Genomic DNA, 17,863 nt, shown 5'->3' on the forward strand with positions numbered 1-17,863 from the left:
TCAGCTGGGCAGCACGAACGGATTGGTCCTGGTGCCCGCCAGGACGAACCACGCCGTCGTGCCCGTGTGCAGGCTGGCGTAGATCTTGTCGCCGTCCCCGGTGTCAAGCCCGTCGGACGAGGCCGCCACCAGGCCGTACCCGTCCGCGTTCGGCGCGTCGGACTGTGCGGCCCGTAGGGAGTCGAGGAAGCGGTCCGCGTGCTGGGCGTCGCCTTCGTCGTTCCGGGCCCGCAGCGCGCACACCATGTGGGCCGTGCCCTCGAACCACACCTTTGATGTGTCGGCGTCACTGACCGACACCCCTACGAAGTCCCCGTCCTCGGCCGCCAGCTGCTTCAGCGCCCAGTCGACGGAAGCGGCGTGCCGGGAGTCGCGTGTGGCCAGGTACGACCAGGTCTGCGGGTCCTCGGGCACCGGTGTGCGGTTGACCGTACGGCCGTCGGTGCCCGTCCCGGTCCAGAACGCGCCCCGGTCGGCGTCCCACATGGCGTCGAGGAAGGCGGCGGCGGTGTCCGCCCGCCCGGCCCACCCGGACTCCCCGGCCTCCGCGAGACCGCGGAAGAAGCCCGCGACGTCTGCGTTGTGCTCGCTGGACTTCCACCGCACGGCGCTGCCCCGCGCGGTGACACCCCCGCTGTAGCCGGGCACCCCCGTCGACCGGTACGCGTGGCGCTGGATCCACTCGGCGGCGGCCACCGCGCCGTCCCGGAAATCGGCCGTCCCCGTCGCCCTGTAGGCGTGCAGCAGCGCGAGACCCGCCCAGGCGAGGGTGCCGGTGAAGGTGTCACCGGCCGCGACCTCGGGCCTCTTCTGCCCCGATGGCACCCGCCCCGACGCGTAGGACTGCCCCAGTCGGCCGTCGTCGTCCTGGAGCGCCCGCAGCGTGCGGGCGAGCGCCCCGGCCCGCTTGAGGTCGGCGTCCGTGCCGCGCGCGCAATAGGCGATGACCACGAGGGCGACGTCGTACGTGAAGGCCGTGGTGGCGTGATGGCGCGCCATGTACCCACCGGTGTAGCTGCGCGGCAGCCCGTGCGGGCTGCCGTCCGCGGCGTCGACCCGGCGGTCCAGGAACGCGTAACCACGCCGGACGGCGTCCCGCGTCGTGCCGCCCGTCGCGCCGTCGGACCGGGCGCAGCCGAGGAGCGGGACCGAGGCCGCCGCGGCGGCGCAGCCCAGCAGCAGCGCGGAGAAGGAGCGGCGGTTCATCGGGGTGCGAGGCATTGATCCATACAATCCCATATCCGCCCTTTGGGGATGTTCTGGGGTGGGGGACTTTCGGCCCATGGTTTAACTCTCAATGAAAGCTCACGATGGATACGTCCGGGATTCCCTCCCTTCCGCCCGTCCATCGGAGCTGACGTGAACCAAGTGCTGCCGAGGCTCGCGGCTCTCGAGCGCCGCCTGCAGCCCACGACGGCCCTGGCGCCGCTGCTGATGCTGGTGGCGGCCACCGCAGTGGAGCTGTGGGCGCCGGTCTGGTGCACCGGGACGCCGCTGGCCCTGATGGCCGCCCTGACCGCCGCCGCGGTGTCGAACCTGCGCACCACGCTCGCGATCGGTCTCGTGTGGCTGGCCGTCTCGGTGACCGTGGTCACCGTCCGGCACAACGCCCCGGACTACGAGCTCATGCGGGTGACCACCGCCGTCACCGCCCTGGTGCTGGCGTTCCTCGTGGCCCGCGTGCTGCAGGGCGAACGCGAACACGTCGACTCCGCCCGCTCCGTCGTGGGCCGTCTCCAGCAGGCCATCCTGCCCGAACTGCCGCGCAGCGTCGGCGGGTTCACACTGGCCAGCCGCTACGAACCGGCCGACACGGAGGCCGCGGTGGGCGGGGACTTCTACGCGCTGGTGCACACCCGGTACGGGCTGCGCGTCATGATCGGCGACGTACGCGGCAAGGGCGTCTCCGCCGTGCGAGCGGTCGCCGTCGTCGTGGGCGCCTTCCACGAACGGGCCGGCAGTGCACCGGACCTTGCCGCGCTGGCGGCCGAGCTGGACCGGTCCGTCGCCCGCACCGCGGCGTCGGGCGCGGGCCGCGACGCGTCGGAGAAGGAGGGCTTCGCCACCGCGCTGCTGCTCCAGTTCGGCGCCGACGGCCAGGTCACCGTGCTCAACTGCGGCCACCCCGCCCCGTACGCCGTCGCCGACGGCCTCGTACGGGAAGTGGAACTGCCGGACGCGGAGCTGCCGTTGGGCATGTTCCACCTGTCGTCCGAGCGCGGCAGGGCCCACGCCATCGACTCGGCGCCGCCCGTGCTCGTCTGCGTGACCGACGGCATCACCGAGACCCGCGCCCCCGAAGGAACCTTCTTCGACCCCGCCAGGCACTGGTCGCCGCCACCGCACGCGAACGCCGCACAGGTCGTCGACCATCTCACCGCCGCGGCGCGGGCCTGGGGCGGCCGGCCGCGCAGCGACGACGTGGCGGTGGTGGCCGTCGAGGCGGCGACCCCCAGCGCCCTGCTGAGCACCACGCTGCCGTGAGGGAGTGGTGGGGGCTGCGTGATAATAGGAGGCGGATCCTTGGGAGGGGACGTATGAGACGCACCGCCATAGCCGCCACGGCACTCCTGGCCGGCGCCCTGCTCGCCGGATGCGCGCAGGACAGCCAGGAGTTGCGCCCGACCAGGTCGGCGGGGGAGGGGGCCTGGTACGAGAGCAGCAAGGCCGACCGTCGCGAGTACTGCGCTGCCTACCGCGCGCACGACCCGCAGCGCCCCATCAGCATCCCCACGTACGCGTCGGAGGAGACGAGGGACGAGTTCGCCGACGACTTCTACGACGTGCTGAAGGCGAAGTGCTGAAGACGGAGCGCTGAAGACGGAGCGCTGCGGGTGAGGGGCGGACGGGCCCCTACCCGGCGCCGAAGTGCAGCAGCACCCGCTCCCCTCCAGCGGGTGCCACCACGTCGAAGGACCGCTCGTACCCTCGCTGAGCTTCGACTCCGGCGGATACGGCACCACGATCGTGCGGTCGAACGGTTCCGGGCGGCCGGACCCGGACGCCGCGAACCAGCGCCGCGCGATCCCACGGTCCTCTTCATCGTAGGAGAAACGCCAAGTTCCGCACAGGTCGCTCCAGTTGTCGCGCCGGAACTGCGGTCGGGCGCGTGCCGACACGTTCCCGCCGCATTCGCTCACGGTGCTGGAGTGCGCGGTGGAATCATCGGCGCCATGGGGATCGACGGTCTGAGGCTTCAGTACGACGACAGCGTCCGCACACTGGGCGAGGATCATCCGCGTACGCTCGCCGCCTGCGGCGAGTTGGCCCACGCGCACTACCGGGAACGGAGGTACGTGGAGGCCTTCGGGCTGCAGGAGCGGCTGCTGGCCGGTGTGGTGCGGGTCGTGGGCCCGGACGATCGCGTCACCGTCTCCACGCTCGCCAACCTCGCCTCCATCTGGTTCGCCGGGTGGCTCGCGGAAAAGCGGCCCGAACTGGCCGTTCCCCTGTACGAGTTGGCCTTGTCGGAGCGTCGACGTGTCACCGGGTCCGACGATCCCGACACTCTCTCCGTGCGCAACGACCTCGCCACCGCGTACCTGATGTCCGGTCAGGTCGAGCGTGCCGCCGCGACCTTCGAGCACGCCTACGCCGACTGCCTGCGCGTGCTCGGGGAGGACCACGCCCTGACGGCGACCGTGCGGGACAACCTCGCGTCCCTCGAGTCCCTGCCCCTCGGCCGCGAGCGGGACGACACCGCGAAGGCCCGTGAGATCGCGACCGCTTTCACCGAGGTACTGGGCCTGCGTCCCGTCGTAGAGGGCGGGCGGGTGAGCGTGGAGATACCGGCGATCGGCGAGACGCTCGGCCTGCCGGTCCGCGAGGTCAAACGCGTCACGCGGAGCCGCACCCCGATGGGCGACGCGGCGCTCGAGTTCGTGATGATCGACGGCGACGGCGTCCGACCGCTGATCGTCCTCGCCGACGACGTGGTGTTCGCCCCCGAGGACCCGGTGACGGTCCTCCAGTCGCCGGTCCCCGTGGTGATCTCGGACGCGCCGCCGCTGATCAGCCATGCCGAGACCGTCGTCGCCGCCGAGCGTTTCGCGACGTCCGCCGCCGATTCGGGCGCCAATCTCGACACCGTCTCGGCGAGGGGGCTGCTGGTGCGCTGCGAGATCGCGGGCGCGCTCCGGTTCGGTCTGAGGTCGCTGAAGGCCGTCGCGTGGTGGCAGCGGGGCTGGGAGGCCTGCGCGGACGACTGGAGCCTGCCGCCCTTTCCCAAGGACCCGGTCTGGGACCACCTGGTGCGCTGCGCGTCCGTATTGGCCCTGGAACCGGCTGCCGCGGCGCCGCACGCCCACGACAGGGAAGCGGCCAGGCGGTCCGTCGCCGCCCTCACGGTCGCGGAGTTCCAGGCGTTGGAGCCGAGACTGCTCGTCGGTCGGCTGGACGAGGAGTTCGTCGAGATCTGGAAGGCGCTGGTGCCGATCACCCCGGCGACGTTCACCGACCTGCTCCTGGACCGGCTGACCGGGGCGCAGGCGGAGGTCGCGCTCTACCCGGAGGGCGCGGGCAGCGTCGACGTGGTGCTGCGGGACGGCGGGGAGAACCGGGGCGTGCTGCAGCTCCGGTTCGACTTCCGGACGAAGGACATCACCATGGACGAGGTCCGCATCGCGGCGGACGCGCGGGGGAGCGGGTTGTTCCAGCGGCTGCAGTTCAACACCGAGCGGCTCGCCGGGGCGCTCGGCCTCGACGCGATCCGGATCCTCGCCACCGGCGCGGGCAGCCTGGCCTTCGCCAGGGCGGGTTTCCCCCGGGACCCCGAGCTGTACGAGCAGGTGAACAAGCCGGCTAGGTGTATGGACCACGAGCGTTGTTAACGGTGGGCGGCGGAGACGTGATCAAGGTTGGCGGCGCGTCATAGAGAAGGGGAAGCCAGCCGGAGCCGTGTGATCGCCCCTGTCTCATCGCGTGGACGTTGCTTCATCGCACGATCTCTCCTCGGGAGGTTCAACCTGTACCAGGGCGTCTGGCGAGCGATCAGGCATCCGGCGCGCCACTGGCCTCCGCCAAGCGGGTGAGCCACTCGCGCAGCAGGTGCTGCTCGGCGTCGCTCAGGACGTCGGCGTCGTCGGGCAGGGCGGCGCGCAGCGCGCGGGCCGCCGCGGCGGGACCGGTCCCCTCGTCAGGGAGTGTTGGTTCGGCGCGGGTGATGGTGGTGACCATGGCCTCGCGCAGGGCGGTCAGCAGTGCCGGATTGCGGCGTTCCGCGGGGGTGGAGTGCCAGGCGGTGACCGCGCCCTGGCCGGTGGCATGGATGATCTGGGCGGCCAGCTCCTCGTCGACCCGCAGCCATCCTCCGGCCGCCAGGCGGCGCACCCGGCCGTGGAGGATCTCCAGGCCCGCGCGGTGCGCCGTATCTGAGCCCCGGCCGGTGGCCCGGTTCATCACCGCGAACAACTCGGGCCGGGAGACTCCGAACTCGACCACCGTGTCCCAGCCGCGGCGCAGGTCCGCCACCGCGTCCTGCGGGTCGGGGTCGAGCTGCGCGCGCTTGCTCTCCAGGAACTGCGCGTAGCCGTGCTCGGCGACGGCCTCGAGGAGCCCGTCCTTGTCGCCGAAGAGTCGGTAGATCGCCGGAGGCTGCATTCCGGCCGCGGCGGCGACCGCGCGGGTGCTCACTGCGTCCGGGCCGCCCTTCTCCAGCAGCTCGACGGCCGCCTGGACGATGCGGTGACGAGGGCTGTCGGTGGTATCACGTGCAGTCATGTATCGATGATATCGAGAGTTTGATTCCGCCGATATTCCAGTGTTACCGTCGAAATGATTCCACTGGAAACACCGTCGGGAGAACCCCAATGATCATCGTGACCGGAGCCACCGGAAAGCTCGGCCGCCGCACCGTCGAGCGCCTCCTGGAGCGCGTCGGCGCCGACCGCATCGGCGTCAGCGTTCGCGACCCCCGCAAGGCGAGGGACCTCGCCGACCGCGGCGTCCGGGTCCGGAAGGGCAACTTCGACGACCCCGCCTCACTCGTGCACTCCTTCGAGGGGGCCGAGCAACTGCTCCTCGTCTCCCTCGACCGCACGGGCGAGGAGTGCGTCAGCGGCCACCGCGCCGCAATCGACGCCGCCGTGCAGGTCGGCGTCGGCCGCATCCTCTACACCAGCCAGACGGGCGCCGCCCACGACTCCCGCTTCCCGGCATGCCGCGACCACGCGGCGACCGAGGACCTGCTACGCGCCACCGGCCTGCCCTGGACCGCGCTGCGCAACGGCTTCTACGCCTCCAGCGCCCTGCTGTTCCTTCAGTCCGCCCGCCACACCGGCGACATCACCCTCCCCGCCGACGGCCCCGTCGCCTGGACCGGCCACGACGACCTCGCCGAGGCCACCGCGGTGATCCTCGCCGAGGAGGGCCGCTTCGAGGGGCCCACCCCGCCGCTCACCGGCCCGGCGGCGCTCGACTTCGACACCGTCGCCGAGATCGTCTCCCGGGCCACTGGACGGCCCTTCACCCGCACCGTCGTCCCCGACGACACCTTCCGGGAGCAGGTTCTGGCGCACGGCACCCCGGCCCCGGTCGCCGACCTGATGCTGAGCATCTTCGCCGCGGCGCGCAACGGCGAATTCACCGCTGTCGACTCGACCCTGGCCGAGTTGATCGGGCGAGAGCCCGCCACCTTGCGCACCCAGCTGGAGCGTGCCTGGGCCGCATAGGTCCAGTGGAGCTCGCAACCGGCCCCGGCCCACCTCGCCGCCCACGAAGCCCCGACGGACTTCCTCCACACCTACGACTACCACTGATGCCACACCGCACTCGACGGCCAACCACCCATCAGCCGCGTCAACAACCCTGCGGGTCAATACAGCTAGGCCGAGGTCCGGCCGGTCCTAGCGGCACCCTGCTTCGGCACCAGCCGGCGCCGCAGCCGCGCCATCGCCTCCGGCCCCACCGCCTCCTGGACGGAGTCCACGAGCTGCTGGCACAGGGCGCCGGCGCGCGTCAGTTCGTCCTTGGCCCCGGTCAACTCGACCCTGACGGCGGGGGCGTAGCGCGTCGCCGCGGCGCGGCTGATGTCGCGCACCTCACGGGCGCGTGCGGCGCGCATGCCTTCGCCGATCGCCAGCAGATAGTCCGTGCGGTCGCCGGGCAGCCCGTCCGGGGTCGCGTGAGCCCTGCCGACGGCCAGGGCCTCGTCCAGCGCCGCCCGCGGCAGGAAGAACAGGGTCGTCGTCGACAGCGCGCTCATCGTGGCCTGGTGCTGCCACCGCGTCAGCAGTCCGGACTTCGCGTCGAGGAACGGCGCGAGTTCCACGTAGACACCCGCGTCGACGGTGGCCATCAGTTCCTGACACTCGACGAGGGTGTCACGCACCGCGTCGACCGCTTCCGCCTGCGCGTTCACGAGGCCGGCGAACTCCTGCGCCGCGGCGGGCCTTTGGGGGCCGTCCAGCAACTCTTCTGCGAGGACCAGCAGCCGGTCACCGCGTACGCACAGATCCTGCACTGCCACCGCGCAGCGCAGCAGCGCGGCCGCCACGTCGGTGTCCTGCGCGGTGCGCCGCAGGGTGACGAGGCCCGTGCCGAACTGGGCGAGCAACTCCGCGAGTTTGGACAGCAACCCGAACACAGCCCGGTCTCCTTCCCCCGGCGCCACGATTTCCCCGGGCGCCACGACGATCCCGCGCCCCATCGTCGTGGATGTCGGGCGGCCGCGGGGCCGCATTGCCCCATCAGGCGCGTACCTACCGCGGTATCCGCAGCTCCACCGCGTCGAGGAGCAGCCCGAGGACCGTCTCGAACTGGTCGTCCTCGTCCGCCTCGGCCAGGTGCGGGGCGACCGCCGCGAGGTCCGGATAGGCGGTCGGCGACACGGCCAGGTACTCGCGCCGCCAGGCCAGCCGGTCGCCCTCGCGGGCGGTGCTGTCCAGAGCGGCCATGGCGGCCTCCTGGGCGCCCATGGACAGGGCGGTGGCGGTGAGCGCGCGGTAGTAGCGGGCGGCGTCACGGTCGCCGAAACCGGCCTGCCGCAGCGCGCCGACGACGAGGTTCGCGCCCCGGAACTCGGCGTCGCGGCGGGAGACCCGGCCGGCCACGAGGGCGGCGACCCGCGGGTGGGTGAGGCAGGCGCCGCGCACCCGGCGGGCCAGTCCGGCCAGGGTCTCGCGCCAGGAGTCGGCCGGTTCGTACCCCGTGACGGCCTCCTCGATCAGCTGCTCGGCGAGGCCGAGGAGGATGTCCTCCTTGCCGGAGAAGTGGCGCAGCACGGCGGTGTGGTTGGAGCCGAGTTCGGCCCCGAGGCGGCGCAGCGTGAGGGCGTCCGGACCCTCGCGTTCGACGAGGGCGCGGGCGGCGTCCAGGATCCGGCCGCGGTTGAGGGCCGTGGACGGTGGCCGGCCGCGCCGGGCGGCTCGGGCGGCCGGTGCCGGGGTGCTGCCGCCGTGGTCTGTCATGGCGCCAATCCTATGCACCGGCCCGCCACGTCACCCCGCCGTCGCCAGGTGGGTGACCAGGGCCGAGAGCGCCGCCACGGTCTCGGCGTCCCGGCCCGTGTCCTCGGCCGTGGGCCAGGCGCTCGTCTTCACCACGACGACGTCCGCCACCGGGTCGACCCACAGGAACTGCCCGTAGATGCCGAGGCCGGTGAAGGCGCGGTGCTCGCCGCCGAGGCTCCACCACTGGTTCGCGTAGCCGTAGTGCGCGGGGTAGAGCTCGCCGAGCGCTCCCGGCCGCAGGAACTCCTTGTCGCTCCCGCGTCCGCGCTCGACCCACTCCTCGGGGACGACCTGCTCACCGGCGACGGCCCCGCCGCGCGCCATGAGCAGTCCCACCCGGGCCATGTCCCGCACCGTCGCGTTGAACGAACCGCCGCCGACGGCGGTGCGCGGACGGCTGCGCGAGAGCCCGTAGTACGCGTCCGTCTCCGCGCCGATCCTGCTCCACAGCCGCTCGGCGGCGTACCGCGCCAGCGGCATGCCGGCGGCGGCCTCCAGGACCCAGCCGAGGACCTGCGTGTCGAGGGTCGAGTAGTTGAAGAACGTGCCGGGTGCCGCACCGGGGTCGACGGAACGGACCACGTCGAGCACCGAACCCCGCCCGGTCACGGCCCGCATCAGACGGTTCACGGGGGCCTGCGGGTCCTCGTAGTCCTCGACCCCGCCGGCCCCGCTCGTCATGTCGAGCAGATCCGCGAGCGTCGGCCCGTCGTAGGCCGATCCGGCCAGCTCGGGGCAGTACGTCACCACCTTGTCGTCGACCGAGCCCACCGTGCCCTCCGCCAGCGCGATACCGAGCAGCACCGACGTCACCGACTTGCTGAGCGAGAAGAGCTGGAAGCGGCGAGCGGGCCCGCCGAACCGGCCCGGATGGCTCTCGTGCACGAGCCGCCCGCGGTGCAGCACGGCGAAGCCCGTGGTGTGCGTCCGCGCGTGCAGCTGCTCCAGGGTGCGGCGCGCACCGCGGAACTCGTACGTGAATCCGGGCGGCAGTTCCCCGTGGGGCAGCGGGCGCACCCGCGCGGCGGCGGGCACGCTCGCCACCGGCAGCACCGTCGACATGTGCGTGAACGTCCACTCGTTCACGGGCCGCCGGAACGCGACCTCCTCCTGGTGCCGCCACAGCCAGGCCATCCCGGCCCCGGCGGCCGCGACCGCTCCTCCGCCTGCCATCCAACGCGCCGTGCGTGCCATGCGTGTGCTCCCGAGGGCTCCCAAGCGATTTATGAACCGATGGTGACACCAGTGGTTCGCCGGGGGCAATGGGCTAGTGGACGGTGAGGCCGCGGAGGAAGCTGCCGAGGATTCGGGTGAGCCGGGGTTCGAGCTCGACGACCGCGTGGCTCAGTCGCGGGTCGCTGCGGTAGAGCTCGGCCAGTTCCGGGCCCGGCGAGGCCATCTGCCACATCGCTCCCGCGAGCGAGGTGGCGGTGGCGATCAGGTCCACGCCGTCGAGTTCGGTGAGCTCCGGCAGGAGGCGGCGCACGGCCGCGACGATGGCATCGACCTGGGCGTGGGTGCCGATTTTGAAGGCGCGTACGGACTCGATCGAGACATTGCGCTCCAGGTTCAGGGGTGCCTGGGCGAGCAGGTCGCAGAAGGGGCCGCGTGCGGCGAGCGTGCGGGCGAAGACGCCCGCGATCTCGGCCGGGTCCGGGTGCGTTGTGAGCCGGTCGAGTTCCGTGCGCAGGGCCGCCGACCACTCACGCCAGCCCTCGGCGGTGAGGCGCAGGAAGATCTGCTCGCGCGTCTCGAAGTAGCGCAGCAGCGCGGACTTGTGCATCCCGACCGCCCCGGCGATGTCGGTCAGGGTGACGCGCCGGATGCCGCCCTCGGCACCCAGTCTCCGGGCGGCATCGAGAATCGCCGCCTCGCGTGCCTGTTTCGCCGCGCTGCTGCGGGCGCGCTGGAACTCGGGAGTGCTCATGGCGGCACCTTAGCGCAACGGGGTTGTGCAATTAAGAGAACGGTGTTGTACTAACTCTCATGACACAGACCATGACACAGACGTGGTTCATCACCGGATCCTCGCGCGGCCTCGGCCGCGCCCTCGCCGTCGCGGCCCTCGAAGCCGGACACAATGTCGCCGCCACCGCGCGCCGCCCCGAGCAGCTCACCGATCTCGTCGACCGGTACGGCGACCGCGTCCTGCCCGTCGCGCTCGACGTCACCGACCCGTCGGCCGCGAAAGAGGCGCTGGCCTCCGCCGCGCGCCGCTTCGGCCGCGTCGACGTGATCGTCAACAACGCCGGGTACGCCAACGTCGCCCCCATCGAGACCGGCGAGGACGACGACTTCCGCGCACAGTTCGAGACCAACTTCTGGGGCGCCTACAACGTCTCGAAGGCGGCCGTTCCGCTGCTGCGCGGCCAGGGCGGCGGGCTCGTCGTGCAGATCTCGTCAATGGGCGGCCGCGTGGGCGGCTCGGCCGGCATCGCCTCCTACCAGGCCGCGAAGTTCGCCCTCGACGGGTTCAGCCGGGTGCTGCGGGCCGAGACCGCCCCCTTCGGCATCAAGGTCCTCGTCGTCGAGCCCAGCGGATTCCGTACCGACTGGGCGGGCGCATCGATGGCCGTCCACGACGTCCCGGAGGGGTACGAGGAGACGGTCGGCCGGATGGCGAAGCTGCGCTGCGCCGGGGTGCCCGCCGGCGACCCGCGGCGCGCCGCCGAGATCCTCGTCCAGGTCGCCGGGCGCCGGGACATCCCCGACCACCTGCCGCTCGGGGTCAACGCGGCCGAGGGCTCGATCGACCTCGACCGACGCCTGCTCGCCGAGGACGAGAAGTGGCGCTCCGTGGCCCGGTCGGCCGATTTCGCCGAGGACTACCCCGTGGCGCTGCCCGTCGACGCCTGACACGGGCGACGGCGGACCGGGCTCGACGACCGGGCTCGACGGCCTGATCGCGGTGCCGTGCGCCGGGCCCGTGCCGTACCCGGCGAAGGCGCTTCGCCGTGCGGTGCCCTGCGGACCGGGTCACGCTGGAACCGGGCCGCGCAGGCGGCCGCGAACGGTGACAGGCGACAAGGGAGCGCACGCATGGCAGGCCATGTGCTGGTCGGGGCCGACGGGTCCGATTCGAGTCTGGAAGCGGTGGCCGTCGCGGCCCGCGAGGCGCGCGAGCGCGGCCTCGGGCTGCGTGTCGTGCACGCCTTCATCTGGCCGATCATGCGCGCGGCCGGTTTCCTGGCCGCCGCGGACGCGCTGCGCGGACAGGCCGAGAAGCTCGTGGAGACGGCCGTCGAACACGCCCGCGCGGCGGAACCGGACCTCACCGACGTGGAGGGCGAGGTCGCCACGGGCGAGCCGCTGACCCTCCTGGCCGGACGCTCGAAGCAGGCGGACCTCGTCGTCGTCGGCAGCCGCGGCCTGGGAGCCTTCACCGGGCTCCTCATCGGCTCGGTCGCCGTCCACCTGGCCGCCCACGCGGAGTGCCCCGTCCTCGTCGTCCGTGGGCGGGCCGATGCCGAGGGGCCCGTGGCCGTCGCCGTCGACGGTTCGGGCGACGCCCGGGCCGCGGTCGACGCGGCCTTCGACGAGGCCGACCGCCTCGGCACCGGACTCCTCGCCGTACACGTCTGGAACACCTGGTCGGCCGAGGGACCGGAGCGCCCCGGCGCCCTCACCCCCCTCGTGTCCAACATCAGGGAACTGCGCCTGGAGGCCCAACAGACCCTCGAGGACTCCCTCGCCGCCGGGCGCGCCGAGCACCCCGGCGTCGCAGTGGAACGGCGCCTGCTGGAGGGCCGGGTCCGCCCGGCCGTGATCGAGGCGTCCAAGGAGTCCCGGCTCCTCGTGGTGGGCGCGCGCGGCCGCGGCGGGTTCACCGGGATGCTCCTGGGCTCGGTCAGTCAGGCCATGCTGCAGCACGCGGACTGCCCCGTCCTCGTCGTACGCGGCGGTGCGCGGGAGGACGCGTGAGCGGTCCCCGGCCGGAGCTGCTCACCTTCCTCGGCGGCGTCGGCACGGTCACCGGGAGCAAGTACCTCGTCGAGAGCGACCACAGCCGCATCATGATCGACTGCGGTCTCTTCCAGGGCGTACGCGAACTGCGCCGGCGCAACTGGCGCCCGCTGCCCGCCGACACCGCGTCGGCGCGCGCCGTCGTCCTCACGCACGCCCACCTCGACCACTGCGGCTATCTGCCGAGGCTCGTGAAGGAGGGCTTCAACGGGAAGATCGTCTGCACCCCCGACACCGCCGGACTCGCCGAGATCGTGCTCCGCGACAGCGCCCGCCTCCAGGTCGAACAGGCCGAGCACGCCAACCGCCGCGGCTGGTCCCGGCACCGCCCCGCCCTGCCCCTGTACGACGAGAACGACGTCGAACGGACCCTGCGCCTGCTGCGCCCCGTCCCCCTCGACGAGGACACGCCCCTCGCCGACGGCACCAGCGTGCGCCTGCACCACGCGGGGCACATCCTCGGCTCCGCCTGGGTCCACCTCACCCTGGAGAGCGGCCACACCCTCGCCGCCAGCGGCGACCTCGGCAGGCCGGGACATCCGCTGCTGCGCCCGCCCGACCCGTTCACCGGCGCGGACGTCCTGCTGATGGAGTCCACGTACGGCGACCGGGACCACGAGGACGCCGCCGACGCACGCGACCGCCTGGCGCAGACCCTCACGGAGACCTTCCGCCGCGGCGGTACCGTCGTCGTCCCCGCCTTCGCCATCGACCGCACCGAAGTCGTCCTCAGCGAACTCGCCGAACTGCGCCGCACGGGCGTCCTGCCCGCCGGGGTGCCCGTGTTCGTCGACAGCCCCATGGCCCTCAAGGCCCTCGACGTCTACCAGCGGGCCGTCGCCCGCGACGACCCCCAACTCCTGCCCGGCGCAGGCGGGTCGGCCCTCGACACGACCGGCTTCACGGCCGCCCGCACCGTGGCCGACTCCATCGCCATCAACGACGTGACCGGCCCCGCCGTCATCGTCTCCTCCTCCGGCATGGCCACCGGCGGCCGCGTCCTGCACCACCTCAGACGCCTGCTGCCCGACCCCCGCAACACGGTCGTCCTCGTCGGCTTCGCCGCGCAGGGCACGCGCGCCCGCGATCTCGTCGAAGGCGCGGAAGTGCTGAAGATGTTCGGCGAGTACGTCAAGGTACGCGCGCGGATCGAGCACGTGCCGTTCTTCTCCGCCCACGCGGACGCCGGGCAGATCGTCGACTGGCTGCGCGGCGCCCCCGCCCCCAGCACCACGTACCTCGTGCACGGCGAACAGGCCTCCGCCGAGGCGCTGCGCGACCGCGTCCGGTCCGAACTCGGCTGGCACGCGGTCGTCCCCAGGTCCGGCGAGCACGTCCTGGTCCGCTGACGGGTGCCGCCGCGGCGGCACCCGTCGAGGAGTCAACGCGCCACCCGAAAGTAGGAGTTGTTCGAACCGGTGCGCCACCGGCGGTGTCGCGGTTGGACACCTCCGGGGCGCGTCTGGCAAGGTCGCCGGTCCGATCCCGTGAAGACCCGATGGGAGGGGCGCGATGACCGAAGTGAACACGATCAGCGTCGAGGAAGCGACAGCCGTCGCCCGGCTGCGCATGAACACCACGACACTGGACATCCCCAAGGACTTCGACCGCTGGTCGCCCGACGAGATGTCGGACTGGCTCGAGCGGACCGAGGACGATCCGGACGTCTCCGACACGGACTTCTACGAAGCCCAGCAGACCGTGCACCGCGTGCTCGGCGTCGAGGACGCCTGACCTCAGCCGCGCTCGCCGTACGCCGCCGCGATCTCCTGCGGCGACGCCCACCGGCTGTACGTCGGTGACTGCGGCCAGCCGGCGGGGGAGTCCTGCCACTCCTCCTGCCGGCCGTACGGCAACAGGTCCACCAGACCGAACAGATAGCTCAGTTGCTCGGTGCCGCGACCGTCCGTGTGCCAGGTGCGGTACACGGTGTCGCCGTCACGGAGGAACACGTTGACCGCGAACCCGGCGTCCGGCGGCGCCCCGTGGTCGGCGCCGAACGGGCTGTTCGCCGTGGAGTACCAGGTCATCGTATTGCCGACCGTGCGCCGGTACGCGAGCGCCTCGTCGATCGGCCCCTGCGTGACGATCACAAAGCGCGCGTCGAACTTCTCCAGCCCCGCGAGCCGGGTGAACTGGGACGTGAAGCCGGTGCACCCGCCGCACTGCCACTCGGCGCCCTCGTGCCACATGTGGTGGTACACGATCAACTGCGGGTGCTCACCGAAGACTTCGGCGAGCCGCACCGGCCCGTCCTCGCCCTCCAGTACGTAGTCGGGCAGCTCGACCATCGGCAGCCGGCGGCGCTGCGCGGCGATGGCGTCGAGCTCCCGGGTGGCGGCCTTCTCCCGGACCCGCAGCGCCGCCAGCTCCTTCTCCCATGTGGCGCGGTCGACGACGGGCGGCAGGGCTTTGCCGGTGGTGGACATGGTGCCTCCGGAGGATCGGGTGCGGCGCGCGGGCCGCGCGCTCTGCCTTACGTGGGTGCAGACCCTCCCCGGCGCCGAAAGTCATCGGTCGCCGGTCCTCTTGGCGCGACACGGGTTTCCGCCGCGCCGTGTCACCCGGTCGGCCCAGTCCCGATGGTCCCCGCCCCGGCCGCCCCAGAGGCTGGGGCACCAGGGCCCGTGGTGGGGGGACCCGCGCAAGGGCGGGATCCCGGCCGCTCCGGGGCCCGGCACCCGAGGAGGGACCCATGCCCGCGCACGACCTGCCCCTGGACGACGGAACCGACGCGGCCGAGGCCGACAAGGGGTTCGTGGCAGCCCTGGAACCAGGTGTGGTCAAGAACGCCGACGGGGCGACCGTCTGGGACAGCGACGCCTTCGCCTACCTGCGGCAGGGCTCGGAGCCCGCGGACACCGTCCACCCCGGCCTGTGGCGGCAGGCGGCGCTGTGCGCGCGCCAGGGCCTCTACGAGGTCGCCCACGGCCTGTACCAGGTGCGCGGCCTCGACCTGTCGAACATGTCGCTGATCGAGGGTGAGCGCGGCGTGGTCGTGGTGGATCCGCTGGTGTCCGCCGAGACGGCCGCCGCCGCGCTCGGCCTGTACCGCGCCCACCGCGGCGACCGGCCGGTCACCGCCGTCGTCTACACCCACCCCCACCTCGACCACTTCGGCGGCGTCATGGGAGTGATCGGCCCCGACTCGGACGTACCGGTCGTGGCACCCGAGCACTTCATGGAGCACGCGGTCTCCGAGAACGTGTACGCGGGCACCGCGATGATCCGGCGCGGCATGTACTTCTCCGCCTTCGGCACCCCCGTCGGGCCCACCGGGCAGTTCACCATGGGACTCGGCATGGCCACGTCGTCGGGCGCCGTCGGACTGATCCCGCCGAGCGTGACCGTCACCAGGACCGGACAGGAAGAGGTCCTGGACGGGGTGAAGTTCGTCTTCCAGATGACACCGGGCACCGAGGCGCCCGCCGAGATGAACTTCTACCTTCCCGACCGGCGCGCCCTGTGCATGGCCGAGAACGCCTGCCACACGCTCCACAACCTCCTCACCCTGCGCGGGGCGCAGGTCCGCGACGCCCGCATGTGGTCCCGCTACCTGAACGAGGCCCTCGAACTCTTCGGCCACGAGGCCGAGGTCGTCTACGCCTCGCACCACTGGCCGACCTGGGGCACAGACCGGATCGCCCGCTTCCTGTCCCAGCAGCGCGACCTGTACGGCTATCTGCACGACCAGACGCTGCGCCTGATGAACTCCGGACGGACCGGCACCGAGATCGCCGAGGAGCTCGAACTCCCGCCCGAACTGGCGAACGCCTCGCACGCCCGCGGCTACTACGGCTCCGTCTCCCACGACGTGAAGGCCGTCTACCAGCGGTACATGGGCTGGTTCGACGGCAACCCGGCCCACCTGTGGCAGCACCCGCCGCAGGCACAGGGCGAGCGGTACGTCCGCGCGCTCGGCGGGGCCGACCGGGCCGTGGCCGCCGCGCGGACCTTCGCGGACGAGGGCGACCTCCGCTTCGCGGCCGAACTCGCCTCCCACGTCGTCTTCGGCGCCCCCGGTCACACGGGTGCCAAGGAATTGCTGGCAGACGTACTCACCCGGCTCGGGTACGGCGCCGAGTGCGCGACCTGGCGGAACTTCTTCCTCGAAGGGGCGCACGAACTGACCGAGGGCGCCCCGAAGACCTCCATCGCGCTCGCGGCGAGCATGGCCTCCGCGCTCTCGGTGACGCAGATCTTCGACTCGCTGGCCATCCGCGTCAACGGCCCGCGCGCCTGGGACGTGCGCCTCAGCATCGTATGGAAGGTGATCGACCTCGCCGAGACGCACCGCATGGAACTCTCCAACGGCGCGCTCGTCCACTTCCAGGACCCCAGGAACACGGACGCCGACCTGACCCTGACGCTCACCAAGGCCCAACTGCTCGCCATGCTCGACGGCCAGGGCCTCGACGGCATCGGCCAGCAGGGCGACGCCACCGCACTGGCCCGGCTCTTCGGCCTGCTGGACCGGCCGAACCCGAACTTCGCCATCGTGACGCCCTGACGCGGACGGGGGCTGCGCTCCCGCGGTCGGTGAGGGGGCGCCTCAGCTGCTGAGCGCCGCCGAAATCCGCTCGGCCGCCGCCCGCACCTGCCCCAGGACCGCCTCCCGCTTGCCCTCGTCCAGCCGGAACGCGGGACACGGCGCGGAGAGCGCGGCGCGGGTGACCGGGCCCTCCTTGATGGGTGCCGAGGCCGCCCAGATGCCCTGGTCGATCTCCTCCTGGCTGATGTCGTAGCCCTGTTGGACGGCGCGCTCGATCTCGGCGAGGAACGCGTCGCGCCCGTGCACCGGCGGCTCCGTGCCCGCGGCGAGCGCCCGGTCGACATAGCGTTCGCGCTCGTCCGCCGGCATGGCCCCGATCAGGAGCCGGACGCTGGCCCCGCGCAGCGGCGGCATGTTCTGGCCGGTCTCGAAGGACAGCCGGAACGGGCGCAGGCTCTCCACGCGGTGGATGCACACGGGCAGTCCGTGGACCATGCGGACGAGCAGCACGGACTCCTCGATCTGCTCGGACAGTTCGCGCATGTACGGCTCCGCGATGTGCACCAGCGGCGTGGCCCGGCGCGCGGCCCGGCCGAGGGCCGCCACGCGCATCGTCAGGTGGTACTGCCCGCGGTCCCGCTCCTCGACAAGCCCCATGTCCTTGAGCAGCGCCACGTAGCGGTGCGCCGTGGGCACGGGGATCGCCAACTCCTCCGCGAGCTGCCGGACCGAGGCCACGGGGCGCTGTTCCGTGAAGGCGAACAGCAGGTCAAGTGCCCTGCGCCCACTGTCGGCGCCTGCCTTCGAGGCTGCCATGCACTGTCCTTCCGCGCGGTTGCCGATCGATCCGGACCACTCTAGTCGCGGCATCGCACAGCAAGATCACGATTCTCTCCCAGCGATCCCGTCGCCGGACGTCTCCCTGCCGCACACCCATTGACGGGCCCGAATCGACGGCTTA

The 17,863-nt window shown here is 72.4% G+C and carries 17 protein-coding genes and 1 pseudogene; 10 read left to right on the forward strand and 8 right to left on the reverse strand.

Going from position 1 to position 17,863, the window contains the following annotated elements; translation table 11 throughout:
* Positions 1–1,221: a hypothetical protein gene (locus tag ACY34M_RS28670; RefSeq protein ID WP_462721206.1), complete on the reverse strand. Its 1,221-nt coding sequence runs from the start codon at positions 1,219–1,221 to the stop codon at positions 1–3.
* 138 nt (positions 1,222–1,359) lie between these two features.
* Here ACY34M_RS28670 and ACY34M_RS28675 point away from each other — a divergent pair, with 138 nt between their 5' ends.
* The 3 genes from ACY34M_RS28675 to ACY34M_RS28685 all read left to right on the forward strand — a co-directional run bounded on the left by ACY34M_RS28675 (position 1,360) and on the right by ACY34M_RS28685 (position 4,829).
* Positions 1,360–2,484: a PP2C family protein-serine/threonine phosphatase gene (locus tag ACY34M_RS28675; RefSeq protein ID WP_462721207.1), complete on the forward strand. Its 1,125-nt coding sequence runs from the start codon at positions 1,360–1,362 to the stop codon at positions 2,482–2,484.
* A gap of 53 nt (positions 2,485–2,537) precedes the next feature.
* Entirely contained in the window at positions 2,538–2,804 is a 267-nt protein-coding gene (locus ACY34M_RS28680) for a hypothetical protein (protein WP_462721208.1), read from the forward strand.
* A gap of 369 nt (positions 2,805–3,173) precedes the next feature.
* A complete protein-coding gene (locus ACY34M_RS28685) occupies positions 3,174–4,829 on the forward strand; it encodes a tetratricopeptide repeat protein (protein WP_462721209.1) in 1,656 nt (551 codons plus the stop codon).
* 160 nt (positions 4,830–4,989) lie between these two features.
* Here the strand turns inward: ACY34M_RS28685 and ACY34M_RS28690 are convergent, their stop codons facing one another.
* Positions 4,990–5,718: a TetR/AcrR family transcriptional regulator gene (locus tag ACY34M_RS28690; protein ID WP_462721210.1), complete on the reverse strand. Its 729-nt coding sequence runs from the start codon at positions 5,716–5,718 to the stop codon at positions 4,990–4,992.
* Positions 5,719–5,807: 89 nt separating this feature from the next.
* Between ACY34M_RS28690 and ACY34M_RS28695 the strand changes: the two genes are divergently transcribed.
* Both ACY34M_RS28695 and ACY34M_RS28700 read left to right on the forward strand, forming a co-directional pair.
* Positions 5,808–6,668, forward strand: a complete 861-nt coding sequence (locus tag ACY34M_RS28695) for an SDR family oxidoreductase (protein WP_462721211.1) — start codon at positions 5,808–5,810, stop codon at positions 6,666–6,668.
* Positions 6,669–6,713: 45 nt separating this feature from the next.
* Positions 6,714–6,824, forward strand: a pseudogene (locus ACY34M_RS28700) (IS481 family transposase); the annotation flags it as partial.
* On the opposite strand, the gene ACY34M_RS28705 reads toward ACY34M_RS28700, so the two are convergent.
* The 4 genes from ACY34M_RS28705 to ACY34M_RS28720 form a co-directional block, all read right to left on the reverse strand.
* Positions 6,821–7,582, reverse strand: a complete 762-nt coding sequence (locus ACY34M_RS28705; protein ID WP_462721212.1) for a hypothetical protein — start codon at positions 7,580–7,582, stop codon at positions 6,821–6,823. The pseudogene ACY34M_RS28700 and the gene ACY34M_RS28705 overlap by 4 nt on opposite strands.
* 115 nt (positions 7,583–7,697) lie before the next feature.
* On the reverse strand, positions 7,698–8,405 hold the full coding sequence (locus tag ACY34M_RS28710) for a TetR/AcrR family transcriptional regulator (RefSeq protein WP_462721213.1): 708 nt from the start codon (positions 8,403–8,405) through the stop codon (positions 7,698–7,700).
* Positions 8,406–8,435: 30 nt separating this feature from the next.
* Positions 8,436–9,641, reverse strand: a complete 1,206-nt coding sequence (locus ACY34M_RS28715; protein WP_462721214.1) for a serine hydrolase domain-containing protein — start codon at positions 9,639–9,641, stop codon at positions 8,436–8,438.
* 73 nt (positions 9,642–9,714) lie between these two features.
* Positions 9,715–10,374: a TetR family transcriptional regulator gene (locus ACY34M_RS28720; RefSeq protein ID WP_462721215.1), complete on the reverse strand. Its 660-nt coding sequence runs from the start codon at positions 10,372–10,374 to the stop codon at positions 9,715–9,717.
* 59 nt (positions 10,375–10,433) lie between these two features.
* Here ACY34M_RS28720 and ACY34M_RS28725 point away from each other — a divergent pair, with 59 nt between their 5' ends.
* The 4 genes from ACY34M_RS28725 (at position 10,434) to ACY34M_RS28740 (ending at position 14,144) form a co-directional block, all read left to right on the forward strand.
* Positions 10,434–11,303, forward strand: a complete 870-nt coding sequence (locus ACY34M_RS28725; RefSeq protein WP_462721216.1) for an SDR family NAD(P)-dependent oxidoreductase — start codon at positions 10,434–10,436, stop codon at positions 11,301–11,303.
* Positions 11,304–11,486: 183 nt separating this feature from the next.
* Positions 11,487–12,368: a universal stress protein gene (locus ACY34M_RS28730; RefSeq protein ID WP_462721217.1), complete on the forward strand. Its 882-nt coding sequence runs from the start codon at positions 11,487–11,489 to the stop codon at positions 12,366–12,368.
* Positions 12,365–13,759, forward strand: a complete 1,395-nt coding sequence (locus ACY34M_RS28735) for an MBL fold metallo-hydrolase RNA specificity domain-containing protein (RefSeq protein WP_462721218.1) — start codon at positions 12,365–12,367, stop codon at positions 13,757–13,759. Before ACY34M_RS28730 ends, ACY34M_RS28735 begins: the two co-directional genes overlap by 4 nt.
* 163 nt (positions 13,760–13,922) lie before the next feature.
* On the forward strand, positions 13,923–14,144 hold the full coding sequence (locus tag ACY34M_RS28740; RefSeq protein ID WP_462721219.1) for a hypothetical protein: 222 nt from the start codon (positions 13,923–13,925) through the stop codon (positions 14,142–14,144).
* 2 nt (positions 14,145–14,146) lie between these two features.
* Here ACY34M_RS28740 and ACY34M_RS28745 read toward each other — a convergent pair whose 3' ends face one another.
* Positions 14,147–14,839: a DUF899 domain-containing protein gene (locus ACY34M_RS28745; protein WP_462721220.1), complete on the reverse strand. Its 693-nt coding sequence runs from the start codon at positions 14,837–14,839 to the stop codon at positions 14,147–14,149.
* A 266-nt stretch (positions 14,840–15,105) separates the two neighbouring features.
* Here ACY34M_RS28745 and ACY34M_RS28750 point away from each other — a divergent pair, with 266 nt between their 5' ends.
* Complete coding sequence (locus ACY34M_RS28750) at positions 15,106–16,920, forward strand: alkyl/aryl-sulfatase (protein ID WP_462721221.1); 1,815 nt, start codon at positions 15,106–15,108, stop codon at positions 16,918–16,920.
* A 42-nt stretch (positions 16,921–16,962) separates the two neighbouring features.
* Here ACY34M_RS28750 and ACY34M_RS28755 read toward each other — a convergent pair whose 3' ends face one another.
* On the reverse strand, positions 16,963–17,718 hold the full coding sequence (locus ACY34M_RS28755; RefSeq protein WP_462721222.1) for an IclR family transcriptional regulator: 756 nt from the start codon (positions 17,716–17,718) through the stop codon (positions 16,963–16,965).
* Positions 17,719–17,863 lie beyond the last annotated feature (145 nt).

This window comes from Streptomyces sp. EDA2-14, from assembly GCF_054963755.1.

Coding starts and splice junctions, on each gene's coding strand:
- ACY34M_RS28685 (WP_462721209.1), top strand. CDS start 3,174: ATGGGGATCGACGGTCTGAGGCTTCAGTACGACGACAGCGTCCGCACA.
- ACY34M_RS28740 (WP_462721219.1), top strand. CDS start 13,923: ATGACCGAAGTGAACACGATCAGCGTCGAGGAAGCGACAGCCGTCGCC.
- ACY34M_RS28720 (WP_462721215.1), bottom strand. CDS start 10,374: ATGAGCACTCCCGAGTTCCAGCGCGCCCGCAGCAGCGCGGCGAAACAG.
- ACY34M_RS28670 (WP_462721206.1), bottom strand. CDS start 1,221: ATGCCTCGCACCCCGATGAACCGCCGCTCCTTCTCCGCGCTGCTGCTG.
- ACY34M_RS28695 (WP_462721211.1), top strand. CDS start 5,808: ATGATCATCGTGACCGGAGCCACCGGAAAGCTCGGCCGCCGCACCGTC.
- ACY34M_RS28680 (WP_462721208.1), top strand. CDS start 2,538: ATGAGACGCACCGCCATAGCCGCCACGGCACTCCTGGCCGGCGCCCTG.
- ACY34M_RS28755 (WP_462721222.1), bottom strand. CDS start 17,718: ATGGCAGCCTCGAAGGCAGGCGCCGACAGTGGGCGCAGGGCACTTGAC.
- ACY34M_RS28715 (WP_462721214.1), bottom strand. CDS start 9,641: ATGGCACGCACGGCGCGTTGGATGGCAGGCGGAGGAGCGGTCGCGGCC.
- ACY34M_RS28750 (WP_462721221.1), top strand. CDS start 15,106: ATGCCCGCGCACGACCTGCCCCTGGACGACGGAACCGACGCGGCCGAG.
- ACY34M_RS28730 (WP_462721217.1), top strand. CDS start 11,487: ATGGCAGGCCATGTGCTGGTCGGGGCCGACGGGTCCGATTCGAGTCTG.
- ACY34M_RS28690 (WP_462721210.1), bottom strand. CDS start 5,718: ATGACTGCACGTGATACCACCGACAGCCCTCGTCACCGCATCGTCCAG.
- ACY34M_RS28745 (WP_462721220.1), bottom strand. CDS start 14,839: ATGTCCACCACCGGCAAAGCCCTGCCGCCCGTCGTCGACCGCGCCACA.
- ACY34M_RS28725 (WP_462721216.1), top strand. CDS start 10,434: ATGACACAGACCATGACACAGACGTGGTTCATCACCGGATCCTCGCGC.
- ACY34M_RS28710 (WP_462721213.1), bottom strand. CDS start 8,405: ATGACAGACCACGGCGGCAGCACCCCGGCACCGGCCGCCCGAGCCGCC.